This is a genomic window from Pseudomonas sp. MF09156, assembly GCF_059862305.1.
In genome coordinates, this window is the sequence record NZ_JCBCUR010000036.1 from 1 (window position 1) to 15,338 (window position 15,338).

Consider the following 15,338-nt stretch of genomic DNA (forward strand, 5'->3'; position numbering starts at 1 on the left):
TGTTGGCTGCCGAACGCCGTATGCGTTGGCGATGAGATGATTATGGCTGGCATCTCTAATCAAGAGGCATCAGAAAGTATTGATTTCAGTGCAGATCGTCTTGGGCGGTGCAATTCGCGATGAAGGGATCGCCGTGGAGAGCGATGAGTGCACTATTTCGATAAAGGAGTCGTTTTACATAGGTCGATGAAGCGCGTTGCGGCATCGCCTACTGTCATTTCTCAAATCTGACTATGGGGCTTGGGGCGAAGGGCGGCACTGACTAGGCTTAGAACAGCTACCAACTAGCCGCGCGGCCGCGATGCACAAAGAATGGTAACTGAGCCGTGAGTGCGGTGGGCGCCCGCATTTATTTCCAAACCCTACAGATACATCGATCTTCGACTTCAACCGGGCAGATAGCTGTTGCAGCAAGCCTATCAATCGACTTTGACGTGTTAAAGAGGATAGGTTTTCCAGGGTTGGGGAACAGCATGCCCTGCAGAACGACACACGTCACTTTTGTTAAATTAATAAGCTAGCTACCTATTGGGCATAACCTTGCAATTTGCTTCAATTTACGCACATGCACTTGCGACCTCAAAATGCAACGTAAGCCCCGAATATCTCCATTATTGTCGCCGCCAGCCTTAGTTACAGCTGCTATGATGAATGAGATCGAAAACTGAAATCCCCCACTAGAATTGTTGACTGGAGTCAAAATGAATAAAAAGCGGCCGGTTAATCTTGATATTCGAACCATTCAGCTTCCTCTCACGGCGCTTACATCGATTCTGCACCGGATTTCAGGAATTATGCTCTTTATTTTTCTGGGACTGATACTGTATATGCTGAGCAAATCGTTGGAGTCAGAAAAGGGTTTTAATGAAGTCAAGGAGATTTTTTCTTCACCTTTCGGCAAAGTTAGTTTCTGGTTGGTATACTCTTCATTTATTTATCATCTCGTAGCCGGAATTCGACACCTAGTTATGGATGTGGGTGTTGGTCATACTTTGAAAGGCAGCAATCGCGCCTCTACTATTGTTTTAGTAGTGTCGGGTGTTTTAATGGTTGCTGGCGCCGTATGGATTTGGTAGCTGTGGAGTCGTAATGCGTATTTACAAGGACTAAAAGCGTCCTTTAAAGCTAACTTACGAAAGTATTTATAATCGACGGTTCACGCTTAAACGGTTGAATCCTTTCGGGCTTCCGAATAGCTGTTAGCTGAAAGCTATCATGAGCTAAGTTTTCTGTGCATCATCAAATGTGTTAATGGGAGCGCCATAGTACTAGGTACAAATATGGCTCTAGGACAATGTTAGATGTTTTGGATTTTGAGGCGGATCGCTCTTATCGAAGATCGTCTAATTCGCTCTGAAGCGCAGGTTTTTTGAAACTATCACCTGGTTGGCACACTGTGCGAATCAACATCAGATATGAGAAAGCCAATCAGGTGAACACTACCCTCGAGGGCTCATCTGTCCAGTTAAAGCCTCGAGTCTTTCTGGGTGCGCAAAAGACAAGAAGGTTATATGGGAAAATTATGAGGCCTGGATACCATGCGTCATGGGCGTGCCGATGCTGTGAGTGACAGAGCGAGAAGCAAGTGAAAGTCCCTGAAGTAGGGGCGGGATGCGCCCGAGTGGCATTTTTTGTCTTAAGGTAGATCGCGTAGCTGTTCTTCAGAATAATCTTCAGAGCGTTGACGACAGCCATCGCTGTGCATTCCTCAAGAATAGAATGTGTCGGAAGGGTGGCGTCATTGGTGTTAGTCATCGCTTAGGATTTCTCAATCTGGCTTACACGGGCGCCTGTACCGATATCCCCGCGGATGGCGACGTATCGATGTTGAATTCCTCGCCAGACGAAGTGCAATGAGCTGCGGCTATAGGCTTGCGCAGCCTTAGATAGCCGGCCGTCGCAGGCGCGCCGGTTGGCCGGGATCTTCTTCTGCCCGTCAGGTGTCCGGTCGGAACTCCAGCACGAACGCTACGACCTTTTCGGCGGACATTTCGCACGGCTTCAACAATGTCCTATCTGATGTAACGCGGAAGAGGTTGAAGCTGACAATGTCAGTCCCGTCCAACTCCCTGGCGAACAGACTGTTGCGACGTCCGTCCCCAGATCGCCGGACGATCAAGCTGAAACGCCGGCCTTCATAAGTCCCTTCTCTGTATCCCTCCGCAAGCTTCGCGAAAGCGGCATCGAACTCGGAATGCTCCATGTCATCCATCCTTATTGATAGAACAGAGGCGCGGCGGGTGCGAGACCGCCAGTGCCGGGTCGCGCTAAGGTGCCGGGCAGATTCCTGCAGCCGACGAGGCCCGGGGTGGGCAGGATAATTGAGATGTCGGCGCCCGCATGGCTATCAGCGAAGTCGTCCGTCCAGTCTGCTAGGCAACGTCCACGCCTTTCCAGAAAGCGATGTAATCCCGGATACCCTCGGCATCCGGAGTGGGGGCGGGATAGGTCCAAGCGGCGTTCACGTTGAGCGCGTCACCCGCGCGAACATGAAAGAAGCGCGCGGCGCCTTTGATCGGACAGACAGATGTGTGCGGGCTCATCTCAAGCAGGCTCAGGTCGACTCCTGACGGTGGGAAGTAGTGATTTCCCTCGACGATGACTGTTTCGTCGCTTGTGGCGATAGTAGTGTCTTTCCAGATGGCTGAGACCAACGGACTCTCCTTTTGTATTCATCAACCGGCGAAGGCTCGCGGGCTGGCTGCCCCAAGCCGCACCTCCTCAGGTGGCAGGCGGGTTGCGCCCGAGAAGTTTGTCGAGCTCGCCTCTGACATCGAGCGCGAATAGCTCATCGGAGCCACCGATAAGGGTGCCATTGATGAAGATCTGCGGCACGGAGCTTCGCCCCGACGCTTCCGCCATGGCCTGCCGGTGAGCCGGATCCGCCTCAATATCGAGCTCCTTCCATCGCACGCCCTTTTCCTTGAGGAGCGCCTTCGCTCGGCGGCAGAACGGGCACCAATTCGTGGTGTACAGCAATACATCAGTTGTCATATTGCATCTCCGGCAGTTGCACGCGGATCGCTGTCATGGCGTTGATCTCCAATTCGCGGCGTTCAAAGATGGCGACTGCACCTTGGCCGACATCGGAGCAGATGCTGACGATTGGCCGCTATCCAGGCGACATGGCCCAAAGTGCTTTCACCGCCAGGCAGAGGCCGCACGCGCCTCCTGTAGCGCCGAGCCGATGCTCTAAGGTAACCGAGCCTCGATTGGGACGGAAGCGGTCCCGCTCGAATCGCCCATCATGCTGGTCGAGCATATCAGGACGACGGATAGTGCAGGAACTTTCAAATTGAGCTTGATGTCGAGCCAGGTATCGCGAGCGAAGGCGTTCTAGAGGCCGGGGGGTACGAAGACTGTGTTCGGCAAAACGGTTCACGTTGATCGCCAAAGCTTCCCAGGGCGCACGTCTACGATCGGCGCGACGTGAGATAGCTCGCGCCGCTAGCCCCCGTAGCGCTCCGTCTTGATGATGGAGGCGTCCAAGCCCGCCAGCAGCGCGCTATCGGTTGCGATGTTGACGAATCCGTTAGACCCGCAGACGAACACTTGCGTCGGCTTTCCCTGAAGCCTGGTTAGAATTTCTTGGACCATCATGCCGTCGATCCGTCGCGCAAAGTCCGATGCGCGAACCGGTTTCTCGCGCGTAATCGCGAGCGCCAGGACGAACGCCGGATCGCTGATTTCGATGCAATGAAGTTCTTCTGAGAAGAGAACGTCCTCGGCGGTTCGTGCGGACAGGAGCAACGCTGTCGGAACGGCTTGGGCCAATGCGCGGCGCTGCCGGATCATTGCCATCAACGGCACGAGGCCGGAGCCTCCCCCGATCAACAGAACCGGATCTATGGCAGGCTCAGGCCAAAGGAAATGGCCACCGAGCGGACCGCGAACTTCGATTTCGTCACCAATCGCCGCGATGTCGTGAAAAAACGGCGAAACTTCGGCATCCGGCATGCGCTCGATAGCTATCTCGACGATCGGGGTCGAAACTGCCGATGACGCGATCGAGTAGCTGCGCATTGCACTGTAGCCGTCGGGCGCGGTCAGCCGGATATCGACGTGCTGACCTGCGGTGTGCGCGAACGGCTTGCTCAACCGAAGGAAGAAGCTCTTGATACTCGGTGTTTGCTGGATGATGTCGTCGATCACGCATGATTGCCACGAACGGACTTGCGCTTCGTTTTCAGTCATGGGTGTATCGTTGTTCGCGCCACGGATCGCCGTAGATGTGATAGCCGTGCAGCTCCCAAAAGCCGGCCTCGTCACGCGTCGTGAATTGCAGCGCATTCACCCATTTGGCGGATTTCCAGAAGTAAAGGTGCGGCACTAGAAGACGCGCCGGCCCCCCATGATCGCGGGAAAGTGGCTTGCCCGCATAACTGAGGGCGACCATCGCTTTCCCGGAAAGCAGATCCGTCAGAGGGACGTTTGTCGAATAATTATCGTAGCAGTGCGCCAAGACGAAATCGGTAGGCCGATCAAGCTCTGCATCTGCAAGGATGTCTTCAATGAGTACACCCTCCCAAACGGTATCCAGTTTGGACCAAGAGGTGACGCAGTGAATATCCTTTGTCACCTGGGTCTTTGGTAGAGTGTTGAATTCGCCCCAATTCCACGTTTTGACGGGCTTCGGACCAATTTTGACTGTGAATTTCCAGTCGGAGGGCTCTACCCTCGGCGTAGGGCCGGCCGACAGAACAGGGAAATCCTCCACCAGATGCTGACCTGGCGGAATCCGATCGGACTGGTCGCCTGAACCGCGACCGGTGAAACCTCTGGTGACCATAGTGACCCCTCTTGCTCGATACGGCAGACCGAAGCCGGCCTTCATTTCAGTACTCTGCGTAAAGCATTTGCCCGCACATCCGCCGAATAAGCCAATCGACTAAAAATCAGATACAGATGCTCTATCATCGTAAAAAATCGCGTATCGAACATAGCGTCAGGCCAGCATGATTCCCAATACCCAATGGCTATAGGGTAGATAACCCCAAGGCTGCGTACGCTGATCTGCGGTATGCGGAGCGGAAGTTGCAGGTTCGCTCTCAAACGGATGGGCAGCGTGCAAAGCTCAAGGCTCACCAGCGCATGGTTGCCCAGTTCGCGCTCGCCGGCAGCTTGAGTATATTAAGGACGAAATGTCGATCTGATCTATTCTGGCTTCAGGAAATAGGGAAAATAAGGTCGGACGTTCGCGCACCGTCGCGACGCGCGATCATCCACTAAGCTTCTGTATCGGGGTTGGAGGATCAGATGAACGAGATCGAACGACAAGCGCCTGAGCTGCGGGTGCAAAAATGGATTGGCAAAGATGGGGAAAGTATCGCGCCGTTCAAACTGTCAGATATCGGGCCCGGCCCGAAAATCTTGTTTGCCTTCCAGCATTGGTGCCAAGGTTGCCATTTGCATGGGTTTCCGACGCTACAAAAGTTGCATGCAGCGTTGAGCTCAAAAGACGTGGGGTTCGCAGTGATCCAGACCGTCTTCGAAGGAACGCATGAGAATACCTTCGAGAAGTTGCGCGTGAACCAGCTCAAGTATGAGCTTCCTATCGTTTTCGGTCACGACGAGCAACCGACCGGCTCGCCGTTTCCAACCTTCATGGAAGACTACCGCACACGAGGAACTCCGTGGTTTACGGTTATCGACGCTGGCGGTAGCATTGTTTTCTCGGACTTCCATCTCGACGCGGAGCGACTAGTGAAGCAACTTGAGCAAGGTTAATCGTTGGAAGGTGGGCAATCATCCTGATTGCCACCCATCCCCTGATGCCCACTACAGGCGTTGCGCGCTGTAACTCTGTTGATCAGCGTGCGAAAACCCGGATCCGGATAGGAGGAGCGTCAACGATTGAATCAATCCGTTGGGAGAGGGCGGCTCCGCTCCGTCAGCTCGGCAATAGATAACCCATTCTCGCCGAGCAACTCTCTGATCCGATCGACGATATGAGCCCCTAGCGCCGCTGTCTTGGTCCCCCCCACAGATTCCCAAGATGCGAGTTCACACGCCGATACCTCGTGGTCAGCGCCGAAGTGCTTCTGTCGGTATGTCACCGCCGCCCTTCAATGATAAAGGCGCGGTAACGGGAACCGGCAAAGCGTTGAGCAGCGATGGTTTGGTAGGCGGGACTGTCATACCAGTCGCGAGCGGCCTGCATCGTCGGGAAACGCAAGATTACGGCCCCTTCGATGGGCGGCCCCTCCAAATGCTGGATCGCGCCATAAGCGGCGAGAAAGGTAACGTCGTGACCATCGAACGATGGTCCGACGCCTGCAGAATAGGTTGCGAGTGCATGTGGGTCGCTGGTTTCTTCCCGCGTAAAGACGACGAACGCTTCCATCATTAGGCCTCTCAAAGGTTGGATCTGTTGGCCATTACCACCGGTGATGGCCTCACAGTCGTCAGGCTGGCAACTGGAACCCGATTTTCATGAGTGCCTCGACGCACGCATCCTGATCCTGCTGATAGTTGCCTCCGGAGATGCCTATGCCGCCGATCAACTTCCCATCCTCCAGAATCGGATAACCGCCGCCGACAGCGACCATCCGAGGGCGATAGGCTAGCGGCGCCACTTTTGGATCGTTGGTCACATAGTCGTTCCAGACATGGGTCGGGAACCCAAACGAGGCGGAACTCCAGGCCTTGTCGATGGCAACATCGACGGTAAGGAACGGCGCATCGTCGGTGCGCTCGAACGCGCGCAGGTTACCGGTGGCGTCGACGACGGCGACGGCAGCCGGGATGCCGATGGCACGGGCCGCAGCGAGCGCCGCGTCGATGAGGGCGACTGCGGTTTCGCGGTTGATCGAGGCGGTGGCAATAGATTTGGTCATGGGATTCTCATCGCTGGGGCATAACCCGTTCGGCTTTTTGAGGTTGGACAAGATGTTTGGCGATCGCGGTCGTTAGAAGCCTTCGAGGACGATCTTGCCTTTAGCCGCGCCACTTTCGATCAGTGCATGCACCGTCTTCAGATTGGCGGCATTGATCGGCGACAGTCGCCGGGTCAGCGTCGTGCGGATTTTGCCGTCGTCAACCAGCGCTGCCATCGCATCCAGAATCTCGCCCTGCTCATTCATGTCGGGCGTGCCGTAGATCGACCGCGTGAACATCAGCTCGTGGTGGATCGACACCGCCTTGCGCTTGAAAACCATGATATCGAATGCCTTGGGATCGTCGATCAGTCCGAACCGTCCTTGTGGGGCGATCAGTTCGGCGATGTCGGCGACATGTTGCTCGGTATGTGTGGTCGAAAAGACGAAAGCGGGAGCACCGATGCCGAGTTCGGCGATCTGTGGCGCGAGCGGACGAGAATGGTCGATGACGTGGTGAGCTCCAAGCCCTCTTACCCACTCTTGGGTTTCCGGTCGAGAGGCTGTGGCGATGACGGTGAGGTCCGTGCGCTGTCGCGCGATCTGGACGGCGATCGACCCAACCCCGCCCGCGCCACCGATGATGAGGATCGCCTCCGCCGCACCGGGTACGGGCTTCGCCACGTCCAGGCGGTCGAACATCGCCTCCCAGGCCGTCAACGTCGTCAGCGGCAGCGCCGCCGCTTCCGCCCAGGAGAGCGACGCAGGTTTGTGACCGACAATCCGGGCGTCGACGAGATGGAACTCCGCATTGGTACCGGGCCGTGTGATCGATCCGGCATAATAGACCTCGTCGCCTAACTCGAACTGCGTGACGTCGGGGCCGACCTCGCGCACAATCCCGGCGGCATCCCATCCCAGCACCTTCCAATCGCCATCTGCCGGCGGCGTGCTGTTGCGGACCTTGTAGTCGACCGGGTTGACCGAGACGGCCTTCACCTCAACCAGGATATCGTATCCTGCAGCGACAGGCCGAGGCAGATTGATGTCGACCAGCGCGGCATCCGCGGCGATGGGTCCCGGAACCTTGTAACCAATGGCTTTCATAAATGTCTCCAGCTTGCTTGATCGGATGACGCGAATGCTCGTTAGTCAACTTCTTCTACATTGAGGTCCCGACTCTTGAACTGGGTCGCGGTAGCAGATTTCATCGAACACGTCGATCAACAGGCCCTTATGCTCGGTCGCCGGATCGGTGATCGCGTAGAGGGTGGAGGCGTTATCGCCATCATCACCGCTTCCGAGGCGAAACGCCGCGTCGACGCAGATGCCGCACGGACCGATGGTTGATCCTGGCTCGAGATCGACGAGATTGCTGTCCTTGACGCGCTATTCGCGGTCTTAGCCCTTGGCGATGAAGGACTGAACTGCTTGTAGAGCGTCGGTCAGCTGCTATGTCATGGACGCACCTTCATCTTGAGTTGGATTGGACAAGCTTCCGTATAAGGCCCGCTGTAACCGTCAGATGACGGCGAAGAAAACGATGGGCAGTATTCACAGCCACTTAGCCTTCTTGAAGCGCACAAATAGGAAAACGCACGATATCGCTATCACTCCGAGCACGACAAAGTATCCGTAGGCCGTGTCCAGCTCCGGCATGTGCTTAAAGTTCATGCCGTATATTCCAGCGATCGCCGTCGGGACTGCCAGTATTGCCGCCCAGGCCGCGAGCTGGCGGGTGACCACACCGATCCTTTGCGCTTCCAGAAGGCTGCTGGCCTCAAAGACCGTGGACAGGACAAGCAGGAGGCCGTCGACCATGGACTGCACGCGGTGGACATGGTCCGCGACGTCGTGGAAATATGGTGTCATTTCGGCGCTGATGCAGGGAAAGTGGCCGCGAACGAGCTTTCGCACCAGCTCGGCCATAGCCCTGAGCGTGCGCTGGAACCGCGTGAGTTCGGACCTTAGTTCGAAGATTCGCGCCACCTCTTCTGGCCCGAGGAAATCGTGCAGCGACCGTCGCTCCATCGCCAGGACGTCGTCCTCGATCATTTCGAAGATGGGCAGATACTGGTCGACCACGCGATGCAAGATCGCGTGCAGCACATAGTCGACACCCTTGCCGAACTGCGTCGGCGATGCCTCGAGTTGCTCCCGAAGTTTGCCCAGCGCTCCGGCATTGCCGTGCCGCACGGTGATAAGGTGATTGTGACCGGTGAAGATCGCCATCTTGCCGTAGCTGATCCGGTCGCCGACCAGCTCGGCGGTCTGCGCGACGACGTACAACTCATCGTTGTAGACCTCGAGCTTGGGCGGGCACAGCGGGTGCATCGCGTTGTCGATCGCCAACGGATGAAGATTATATGTCCTTTGGATCGCGAGTAGTTCCTCGGGGGTGGGTTCGCTAAGCGCGATCCAGCAGAAGCCCGAGCGACTCTCGCCCAACTTGACGTGCTCATCGAGCGCGATTTCGCGAACTCGCTTGCCTTCGTTGTAATAATAGGCGGCGATGATGCTCATGCTGGCCTCGCGGGAATGTGGAGGCCACGCTGGACGGCCGGTCGAGCCAGCCCGCGTCCAAGCCATGCGCGGACGTTCGAAAAGCTGCTGAGGCCAAGGATGTCACCCGCAGCGTAGAATTCCACCAGCGCATTCACCCAGCCGAGCGTCGCGATGTCCGCGATCGAATAGTCGTCGACGATCCAGTCGCGGCCTTCCAGCCGGCGATCCAGAATCCCCAGCAGACGCGTGGATTCGTCGATAAAGCGCTGTTGCGGCCGCTTGTCCTCATAGTCCTTGCCGCCAAATCGCAGGAAGAAGCCGAGCTGACCGAACATCGGCCCGATGGCCGACATCTGAAAGAACACCCACGCTAGGGTCTCGTAACGCTGGCCTGGTTCGGTGGAGATGAACTGACCCGTCTTGTCGGCCAGATAGAGGAGGATCGCACCGGATTCCCATAAGGCGATGGGTCTACCGTCAGGGCCAGCCGGATCGATGATCGCCGGTATGCGTCCGTTCGGGTTCAGCGACACGAACGCCGGATCCTTCGACTCGTTGTTCGAGATGTCGATCAGGTGGGGCTCGTACGCCAGGCCAGTCTCCTCAAGCATGATCGAGACCTTGACGCCATTGGGCGTAGGGGCTGCGTAGAGTTGCAGGCGATCGGGATGAGATGCCGGCCAGCGCTGCGTGATCGGAAAGGACGAGAGGTCTGGCATAAATCTGCGATCCTGGTGTTGCGATGGCGACTGACTGGAACGAGCCGTCACTCTGAAGTAGGGTTCGATGACCGCGTCGCTGAACGACGCGGTCACGAAGATTGCGGACCGGACCGGCGCAGTGGCAACGGCAGTGAAGCCTATTCCGCCGCGGTCCCGGCCGCTGGCTGTACGTCGTCAACCTTTTGGCGCTTCGGAAGCACCCAGCCGGGACGGACGAAGTGGCAGGTGTAGCCGCCCGGGCGCTTCTCCAGATAATCCTGGTGATCGGGCTCGGCCTCCCAGAACTCGCCGACCGGCTGGACCTCGGTCACCACTTTGCCATCCCACAGCCCCGAGGCATCCACATCGGCGATCGTATCCTCGGCGACGCGCTTCTGCTCCTCGTCGACATAATAGATGCCCGACCGGTAGGAGAGCCCACGATCATTGCCCTGGCGGTTCAGCGTCGTCGGATCGTGGATCTGGAAGAAGAATTCCAGGATGTTCCGGTAGCTCGTCACTGTCGGGTCGAAGACAATCTCGATCCCCTCGGCATGCGTGCCGTGATTACGATACGTGGCGTTCGGAATATCGCCGCCCGTGTAACCCACACGGGTCGAGATGATGCCGGGCCGCTTGCGGATCAGATCCTGCATGCCCCAGAAACATCCTCCTGCGAGAACAGCGCGCTGATGCATGTTAAGCCTCCTCTACTTGATCGAGATATTCACCGTATCCCTCGGACTCCATCTCGTCGCGCGGGATGAAGCGAAGGGACGCTGAGTTGATGCAGTACCGCAGACCGCCGCGGTCGGAAGGACCATCGGGGAACACATGGCCGAGATGACTGTCTGCGTGTACTGACCTGACCTCCGTCCGGACCATGCCGTGTGCGCTGTCCCGCACCTCGTTCACGTTTGCCGAAACGATCGGCTTGGTGAAGCTGGGCCAGCCAGTACCCGAATCGAACTTGTCCGTCGAAGCGAACAGTGGCTCTCCCGACACTATGTCGACGTAGATGCCAGGCTCCTTGTTGTCGTTGTACTCGCCCGTGAAGGGCCTTTCGGTGCCCGCCTCCTGGGTAATTCGGTGTTGCTCGGGAGTCAGGTGGTCGATTGCTGTCTGTGACTTTTCAAACTTCATTACAGTCTCCAATACTTATCTAGAGGGCCAGGCACGCTACCGCTAATTTTTTATGTCTCCTGATTTGCTCCTACAATGGTAGTGGGATGGCAAACGAGGTTTTACTAAGGGCGGCGGCAAAAACTGAGTGCAACACCTGACCTTTCCGGTACGGTGCTGCCCCTATGTCTTATTCCGAACTCAGCGTTGAAGAACGCGCCACCATTCAAATCGGCCGTGCCCAAGGGTTCAGCCTGCGCAAGATTGCTTGCTTGATCACCCGATCCCCTTCGACCATCAGCCGGGAGCTGCGCCGCAATCGAGATGTCTGTGGCGGCTACTCGGCCCGCATGGCCCAGCAGCAGATGCAGGCCCGCCGCCAACGCTGTCGACCGAAACGAAAGCTCTTGCCGAGTAGTGAGCGCTTCCAGTTGGTGGCCCATATGCTGCGCGAGCGTTTGTCTCCCGAGCAGATTGCCGGCAAGCTGCGCAGCATGAACATTCCCAGCCTCAGAGAAGCCTACGTCTGTCGCGAGACGATCTATAACGCCATCTACGCCTTGCCGGTCGGCGAGCTGCGTAAAGAGCTGATCATCTGCCTGCGCCAAAGTAAGACGACACGACGGCCGCGCTCTGGCGGCGTGGATCGACGCGGCCAGATCCCCGAGATGGTCAGCATCCATGTGCGCCCACCGGAGATCGAAGACCGGCTGATGCCAGGGCATTGGGAAGGCGATCTGATCAAGGGCAAGGCCAACGCCTCGTCTGTAGGCACGCTGGTGGAACGTACCAGTGGCTACCTGATGCTGGTAAAGATGAACGACGCGACGGCGACCTCGGCGATGGAAGGCTTCAGTGCAGCGCTCAATGGCATGCCGCTGGCGATGCGCAAGAGCATGACCTACGACCAGGGCCGAGAAATGGCGCGGCATGCTGAAATCACCCAGCAGACCGGGGTGGCAATTTACTTCTGCGACCCGCATAGCCCTTGGCAACGCGGCAGCAACGAAAACATAAATGGCCTGATCCGCCAGTATCTGCCCAAGGGCACGGACTTGTCGGTACACAGCCAAGAAGAACTCGACGCTATTGCACTGCAACTGAACATGCGACCGCGTAAGCGCTTCGACTTCAAGTGCCCCATCGAAGTTATGGGTGAGGTGATGCAGAAGGCCATGACTATGCGGCATGATGCTCCAGCTTCAATTCAATGACCGTGTTGCACTCAGCTCCTGCAACCGCCAAGTGTTGGAAAATTAGAGATTTAAATTTCGCGTCTATTAATTCTAGCGCAACTGAGTGGTTAAGCAAGTACGTAATCAGTAAATATTAAAAAAATAACACAAAAGCACGATTATATAATACAGTGTCAGTGTTTTATGATAATCAACAACGCCTGTTTAGATGCTGGTAGATGCGAATTTTTTGGCGTACAGTCAAAATTTTCTGATGGTTGCTTAGTGTGTTGGCGCTGATGGAAAATTGACCCACCCTGCCGATTGAAATTTGACCCAGGGCGGATTGCTGATTTTGTTACCAGCAACTGTGGATAAGTCTACCAGCGCAGCTGCTGTTGCCCCCACTCCTTCGCTAGCCCAGTTCAGTTGTTTAAGACCTGCCACACGCAGCCATGTAGCAGGCCGTCGTCGCCATGAAATCAGAACGGCTCATCGTCCTCCGGTTCCTGGCCGCCCTTACGCTTTCGCTCCCGTGATTTGATCTTGGCCTGGGCCGCCAAGCTACTGTGTTGCAGGCGATAGGACTCGTTACCGGTTTCGACGATGTGGCAGTGGTGGGTCAGCCGATCCAGCAGGGCGGTGGTCATCTTGGCGTCGCCGAACACGCTCGACCATTCGGCGAAGCTCAGGTTGGTGGTGATCACCACGCTGGTGTGTTCGTACAGCTTGGATAGCAGGTGAAACAGCAACGCACCGCCGGCCTGGCTGAAGGGCAGATAACCCAGTTCGTCGAGGATGACCAGATCCATGCGCAGCAGAGCTTGGGCGATCCGCCCGGCTTTGCCGTCGTGCTTTTCGCGCTCCAGCAGATTGACCAGATCGACCGTGGAGTAGAAGCGCACGCGCTTGCCGTGCCGGGTGATGCCGGACACGGCCAGCGCAGTGGCCAGGTGGGTTTTACCGGTGCCAGGCCCACCGATCAGCACCACGTTCTGCGCGGTGTCGGTAAAGGCCAGACTGGCCAGTTCGCTGATCAAACGAGCGTCTGCGCTGGAGGCGCTGAAGTCGAAGCCGGCCAGGTCGCGGTGCATCGGCAGCTTGGCCATGTTCATCTGGTGGCTCACCGAGCGCATGGCGCGATCTGTGTGCTCTTGTTCCAGCAGGTGTTCGAGCAGCCACTTGGACGAGGCTGTGTTCGACTCACCCTGCGCAGTCAACTCCGCCCAGGCCGTGGCCATGCCGTGCAGGCGCAGCTCCTTGAGTTCCGCCATCAAATCACGCATGACCGATCTCCTCGGTCTGGCCACGCAGGCGGTCGTAGCGCGCCGTGTTAGCGACGGGGGCTTCCTTGAGCGACAAGTGGGTTTCGACGCTGGGTGGTGGTTCGGTCGCGGCCAGGCGCGCCACGACATTGAGGATGTGTTCGGCGCTCAGGCTGCCGCTTTCCAGTACCAGCTCAACAGCCACCAGCACCGCATCGAGCCCGGCGACCGGTACGGCAGCCAGAACTTGCGCCATGATCCGGTCACCGCCGGCATGACGCCCCAGACCGTGCTTAAGCTGACGCAGCGGCGCCGGCAGATCAGCAAAGGGCGCGCCGTTGCGCAGCGCACCGGGCTTGCGTTCGATCAGCGGGAGGTAGTGCTGCCAGTCATAGCTGACCTGGTCGCGATCCAGCAAGCGGACATGGCTGGCGATCAGCGCGTCGTCAGCCACCACCTCGATTCGCGTCGGATACAAACGGCTGCTGACCCACTTACCCGCATACTCACACGGCACCGAGTAGCGGTTGCGCCCGACGCTGACCAGGCAGGTGCTGGAGACCCGCGCAGGCCGCTCGACGTAACCGTCGAATGGCGCTGGCACAGGCATCAGTTCAGCGCGCTCCAACTCCAGCACTTCGGCCACACTCAGCCCGCTGTATTGAGGGTGCGTCAGCTCGTTCCAAAGCGCGCGGCAGCGCTGGCCCAGCCAGGCATTGAGTTCCTCGAAGGAGTGAAACTGGCAGTCCTGGGCGTCTAGCCAGATACGCCTGCGGCTGTCTTGCACGTTCTTTTCAACGATGCCCTTTTCCCAACCAGCGGCGACGTTGCAGAAGTCCGGATCGAACAGGTAATGCGCGCACATCACCGCAAAGCGCGCATTCACCGCCCGGCCTTTGCCCTTATTGACCTTGTCGACGGCGGTCTTCATGTTGTCGTAGATGCCCCGGCGCGGCACGCCGCCCAAGGAGCCGAACGAGCGTGTATGGGCGTCAAATAACATCTCATGGCCCTGGCTCGGATACGCCACAAGCCAGAACGCACGGCTGGCACACAGCTTCAGATGTGCCACCTGCATACGCCGGTAAATGCCGCCGACCAGCAAGCCTTCCTCGCTCCAGTCAAACTGAAACGCCTCGCCAAGAGCAAAGGTCAGCGGCACAAAGGCCTGCGACGCCTTGCCCTGTCCCCCTCGCCAGGCACGGATAAACGCGGTGAGCTGGCTGTAGCCACCGTCATAACCTTCGGCTTTGATTTGCGCCAACAGCGCCTTGGCACTGCGCCGCTGTTGCTTGGGCCGCAGCGAATCGGCTTTTAGCGCCTGCTCCAGCGTGGCGTGAAAAGGGCTGAGTTTGTTGAAGATCGCGCGGCGTTGGTAGACCGGCGGCTTGGCCTCAGGTGCTCTGACCCACTTGCGAATCGTGTTGCGCGCCAACCCGGTGCGCTTGGCTATCTCATGCAGCGACAGCTTGTCGCGGAAATACATCCGGCGAATTTTGCCCATCATTTCCATACTGATCACCCTGTGTTCTCCTGCTCAAAAATTGAGCAGAAGCAGTTGAACACCTGGGTCAGTTTTCAGTCGGCAGAACAGCCTCTACTGGGTCAGTTTTCGGTCAGCGGCAACAATGGTATGGTCTGTGCGTTCTGACTCGTCAAGGATCGGCCAATGGATCGTTTGTCTAATTTGCTCTCGCGGTTCGGCGTGCGGGCCAATCTGTTCTATGACGGCGACCTATGCGGCTCTGCATCTTA

Annotated in this window: 18 protein-coding genes; 4 read left to right on the forward strand and 14 right to left on the reverse strand. The window is 57.4% G+C overall.

The window, feature by feature from the left end:
* Nucleotides 1-701 precede the first annotated feature (701 nt).
* Nucleotides 702-1,076, forward strand: coding sequence for a succinate dehydrogenase, cytochrome b556 subunit (gene sdhC, locus AC19YY_RS30650; RefSeq protein ID WP_005005993.1), 375 nt, complete (start codon nt 702-704; stop codon nt 1,074-1,076).
* Between the two features lie 860 nt (nt 1,077-1,936).
* On the opposite strand, the gene AC19YY_RS30655 is transcribed toward sdhC, so the two are convergent.
* The 5 genes from AC19YY_RS30655 to AC19YY_RS30675 all read right to left on the reverse strand — a co-directional run bounded on the left by AC19YY_RS30655 (nt 1,937) and on the right by AC19YY_RS30675 (nt 4,834).
* Nucleotides 1,937-2,203 (reverse strand): hypothetical protein, encoded by a 267-nt coding sequence (locus AC19YY_RS30655; protein WP_003464988.1) that lies wholly within the window; start codon nt 2,201-2,203, stop codon nt 1,937-1,939.
* Nucleotides 2,204-2,372: 169 nt separating this feature from the next.
* Entirely contained in the window at nt 2,373-2,654 is a 282-nt protein-coding gene (locus tag AC19YY_RS30660) for a DUF427 domain-containing protein (protein ID WP_003464986.1), read from the reverse strand.
* A gap of 67 nt (nt 2,655-2,721) precedes the next feature.
* The gene (gene grxC / locus AC19YY_RS30665; protein WP_005005995.1) at nt 2,722-2,994 is read right to left on the reverse strand and encodes a glutaredoxin 3; all 273 of its coding nucleotides are present in this window, start codon (nt 2,992-2,994) and stop codon (nt 2,722-2,724) included.
* A 453-nt stretch (nt 2,995-3,447) separates the two neighbouring features.
* Entirely contained in the window at nt 3,448-4,194 is a 747-nt protein-coding gene (locus tag AC19YY_RS30670) for a ferredoxin reductase (protein WP_002118292.1), read from the reverse strand.
* Nucleotides 4,187-4,834 (reverse strand): sulfite oxidase-like oxidoreductase, encoded by a 648-nt coding sequence (locus AC19YY_RS30675; RefSeq protein WP_002118288.1) that lies wholly within the window; start codon nt 4,832-4,834, stop codon nt 4,187-4,189. Before AC19YY_RS30675 ends, AC19YY_RS30670 begins: the two co-directional genes overlap by 8 nt.
* Nucleotides 4,835-5,256: 422 nt before the next feature.
* Here AC19YY_RS30675 and AC19YY_RS30680 point away from each other — a divergent pair, with 422 nt between their 5' ends.
* Nucleotides 5,257-5,727 carry a TlpA family protein disulfide reductase gene (locus tag AC19YY_RS30680; protein WP_003464979.1) on the forward strand — a complete coding sequence of 157 codons (471 nt, stop codon included), beginning with the start codon at nt 5,257-5,259 and terminating at the stop codon, nt 5,725-5,727.
* A gap of 325 nt (nt 5,728-6,052) precedes the next feature.
* Here the strand turns inward: AC19YY_RS30680 and AC19YY_RS30685 are convergent, their stop codons facing one another.
* The 3 genes from AC19YY_RS30685 to AC19YY_RS30695 form a co-directional block, all read right to left on the reverse strand.
* Complete coding sequence (locus AC19YY_RS30685) at nt 6,053-6,343, reverse strand: DUF1330 domain-containing protein (protein WP_005005999.1); 291 nt, start codon at nt 6,341-6,343, stop codon at nt 6,053-6,055.
* Nucleotides 6,344-6,404: 61 nt separating this feature from the next.
* Nucleotides 6,405-6,836, reverse strand: a complete 432-nt coding sequence (locus AC19YY_RS30690) for a GlcG/HbpS family heme-binding protein (protein WP_005006001.1) — start codon at nt 6,834-6,836, stop codon at nt 6,405-6,407.
* A gap of 72 nt (nt 6,837-6,908) precedes the next feature.
* A complete protein-coding gene (locus tag AC19YY_RS30695) occupies nt 6,909-7,922 on the reverse strand; it encodes a zinc-binding alcohol dehydrogenase family protein (protein ID WP_002118279.1) in 1,014 nt (337 codons plus the stop codon).
* 75 nt (nt 7,923-7,997) lie between these two features.
* On the opposite strand from AC19YY_RS30695, the gene AC19YY_RS30700 reads away from it, so the two are divergent.
* A complete protein-coding gene (locus AC19YY_RS30700) occupies nt 7,998-8,165 on the forward strand; it encodes a hypothetical protein (protein WP_016487060.1) in 168 nt (55 codons plus the stop codon).
* 204 nt (nt 8,166-8,369) lie between these two features.
* On the opposite strand, the gene AC19YY_RS30705 is transcribed toward AC19YY_RS30700, so the two are convergent.
* From AC19YY_RS30705 to msrB, 4 genes are all read right to left on the reverse strand, one after another.
* Complete coding sequence (locus tag AC19YY_RS30705; protein WP_011979111.1) at nt 8,370-9,338, reverse strand: magnesium and cobalt transport protein CorA; 969 nt, start codon at nt 9,336-9,338, stop codon at nt 8,370-8,372.
* On the reverse strand, nt 9,335-10,039 hold the full coding sequence (locus AC19YY_RS30710; protein WP_003464969.1) for a glutathione S-transferase N-terminal domain-containing protein: 705 nt from the start codon (nt 10,037-10,039) through the stop codon (nt 9,335-9,337). Before AC19YY_RS30710 ends, AC19YY_RS30705 begins: the two co-directional genes overlap by 4 nt.
* Before the next feature lie 140 nt (nt 10,040-10,179).
* The gene (gene msrA / locus AC19YY_RS30715; protein WP_003464967.1) at nt 10,180-10,719 is read right to left on the reverse strand and encodes a peptide-methionine (S)-S-oxide reductase MsrA; all 540 of its coding nucleotides are present in this window, start codon (nt 10,717-10,719) and stop codon (nt 10,180-10,182) included.
* A gap of 1 nt (nt 10,720) precedes the next feature.
* A complete protein-coding gene (gene msrB, locus AC19YY_RS30720) occupies nt 10,721-11,164 on the reverse strand; it encodes a peptide-methionine (R)-S-oxide reductase MsrB (RefSeq protein ID WP_003464965.1) in 444 nt (147 codons plus the stop codon).
* 164 nt (nt 11,165-11,328) lie between these two features.
* Between msrB and AC19YY_RS30725 the strand changes: the two genes are divergently transcribed.
* On the forward strand, nt 11,329-12,357 hold the full coding sequence (locus tag AC19YY_RS30725) for an IS30-like element ISPa59 family transposase (RefSeq protein WP_058159172.1): 1,029 nt from the start codon (nt 11,329-11,331) through the stop codon (nt 12,355-12,357).
* Nucleotides 12,358-12,800: 443 nt separating this feature from the next.
* Here the strand turns inward: AC19YY_RS30725 and istB are convergent, their stop codons facing one another.
* Both istB and istA read right to left on the reverse strand, forming a co-directional pair.
* Complete coding sequence (gene istB, locus AC19YY_RS30730) at nt 12,801-13,604, reverse strand: IS21-like element ISPst3 family helper ATPase IstB (protein ID WP_010454871.1); 804 nt, start codon at nt 13,602-13,604, stop codon at nt 12,801-12,803.
* Entirely contained in the window at nt 13,597-15,096 is a 1,500-nt protein-coding gene (gene istA / locus AC19YY_RS30735; protein WP_024012635.1) for an IS21-like element ISPst3 family transposase, read from the reverse strand. Before istA ends, istB begins: the two co-directional genes overlap by 8 nt.
* Nucleotides 15,097-15,338 lie beyond the last annotated feature (242 nt).

Coding starts and splice junctions, on each gene's coding strand:
- AC19YY_RS30705 (WP_011979111.1), bottom strand. CDS start 9,338: ATGAGCATCATCGCCGCCTATTATTACAACGAAGGCAAGCGAGTTCGC.
- AC19YY_RS30675 (WP_002118288.1), bottom strand. CDS start 4,834: ATGAAGGCCGGCTTCGGTCTGCCGTATCGAGCAAGAGGGGTCACTATG.
- AC19YY_RS30695 (WP_002118279.1), bottom strand. CDS start 7,922: ATGAAAGCCATTGGTTACAAGGTTCCGGGACCCATCGCCGCGGATGCC.
- istB (WP_010454871.1), bottom strand. CDS start 13,604: ATGCGTGATTTGATGGCGGAACTCAAGGAGCTGCGCCTGCACGGCATG.
- AC19YY_RS30710 (WP_003464969.1), bottom strand. CDS start 10,039: ATGCCAGACCTCTCGTCCTTTCCGATCACGCAGCGCTGGCCGGCATCT.
- AC19YY_RS30685 (WP_005005999.1), bottom strand. CDS start 6,343: ATGGAAGCGTTCGTCGTCTTTACGCGGGAAGAAACCAGCGACCCACAT.
- grxC (WP_005005995.1), bottom strand. CDS start 2,994: ATGACAACTGATGTATTGCTGTACACCACGAATTGGTGCCCGTTCTGC.
- AC19YY_RS30680 (WP_003464979.1), top strand. CDS start 5,257: ATGAACGAGATCGAACGACAAGCGCCTGAGCTGCGGGTGCAAAAATGG.
- AC19YY_RS30725 (WP_058159172.1), top strand. CDS start 11,329: ATGTCTTATTCCGAACTCAGCGTTGAAGAACGCGCCACCATTCAAATC.
- sdhC (WP_005005993.1), top strand. CDS start 702: ATGAATAAAAAGCGGCCGGTTAATCTTGATATTCGAACCATTCAGCTT.
- AC19YY_RS30655 (WP_003464988.1), bottom strand. CDS start 2,203: ATGGAGCATTCCGAGTTCGATGCCGCTTTCGCGAAGCTTGCGGAGGGA.
- msrA (WP_003464967.1), bottom strand. CDS start 10,719: ATGCATCAGCGCGCTGTTCTCGCAGGAGGATGTTTCTGGGGCATGCAG.
- msrB (WP_003464965.1), bottom strand. CDS start 11,164: ATGAAGTTTGAAAAGTCACAGACAGCAATCGACCACCTGACTCCCGAG.
- AC19YY_RS30690 (WP_005006001.1), bottom strand. CDS start 6,836: ATGACCAAATCTATTGCCACCGCCTCGATCAACCGCGAAACCGCAGTC.
- istA (WP_024012635.1), bottom strand. CDS start 15,096: ATGGAAATGATGGGCAAAATTCGCCGGATGTATTTCCGCGACAAGCTG.
- AC19YY_RS30670 (WP_002118292.1), bottom strand. CDS start 4,194: ATGACTGAAAACGAAGCGCAAGTCCGTTCGTGGCAATCATGCGTGATC.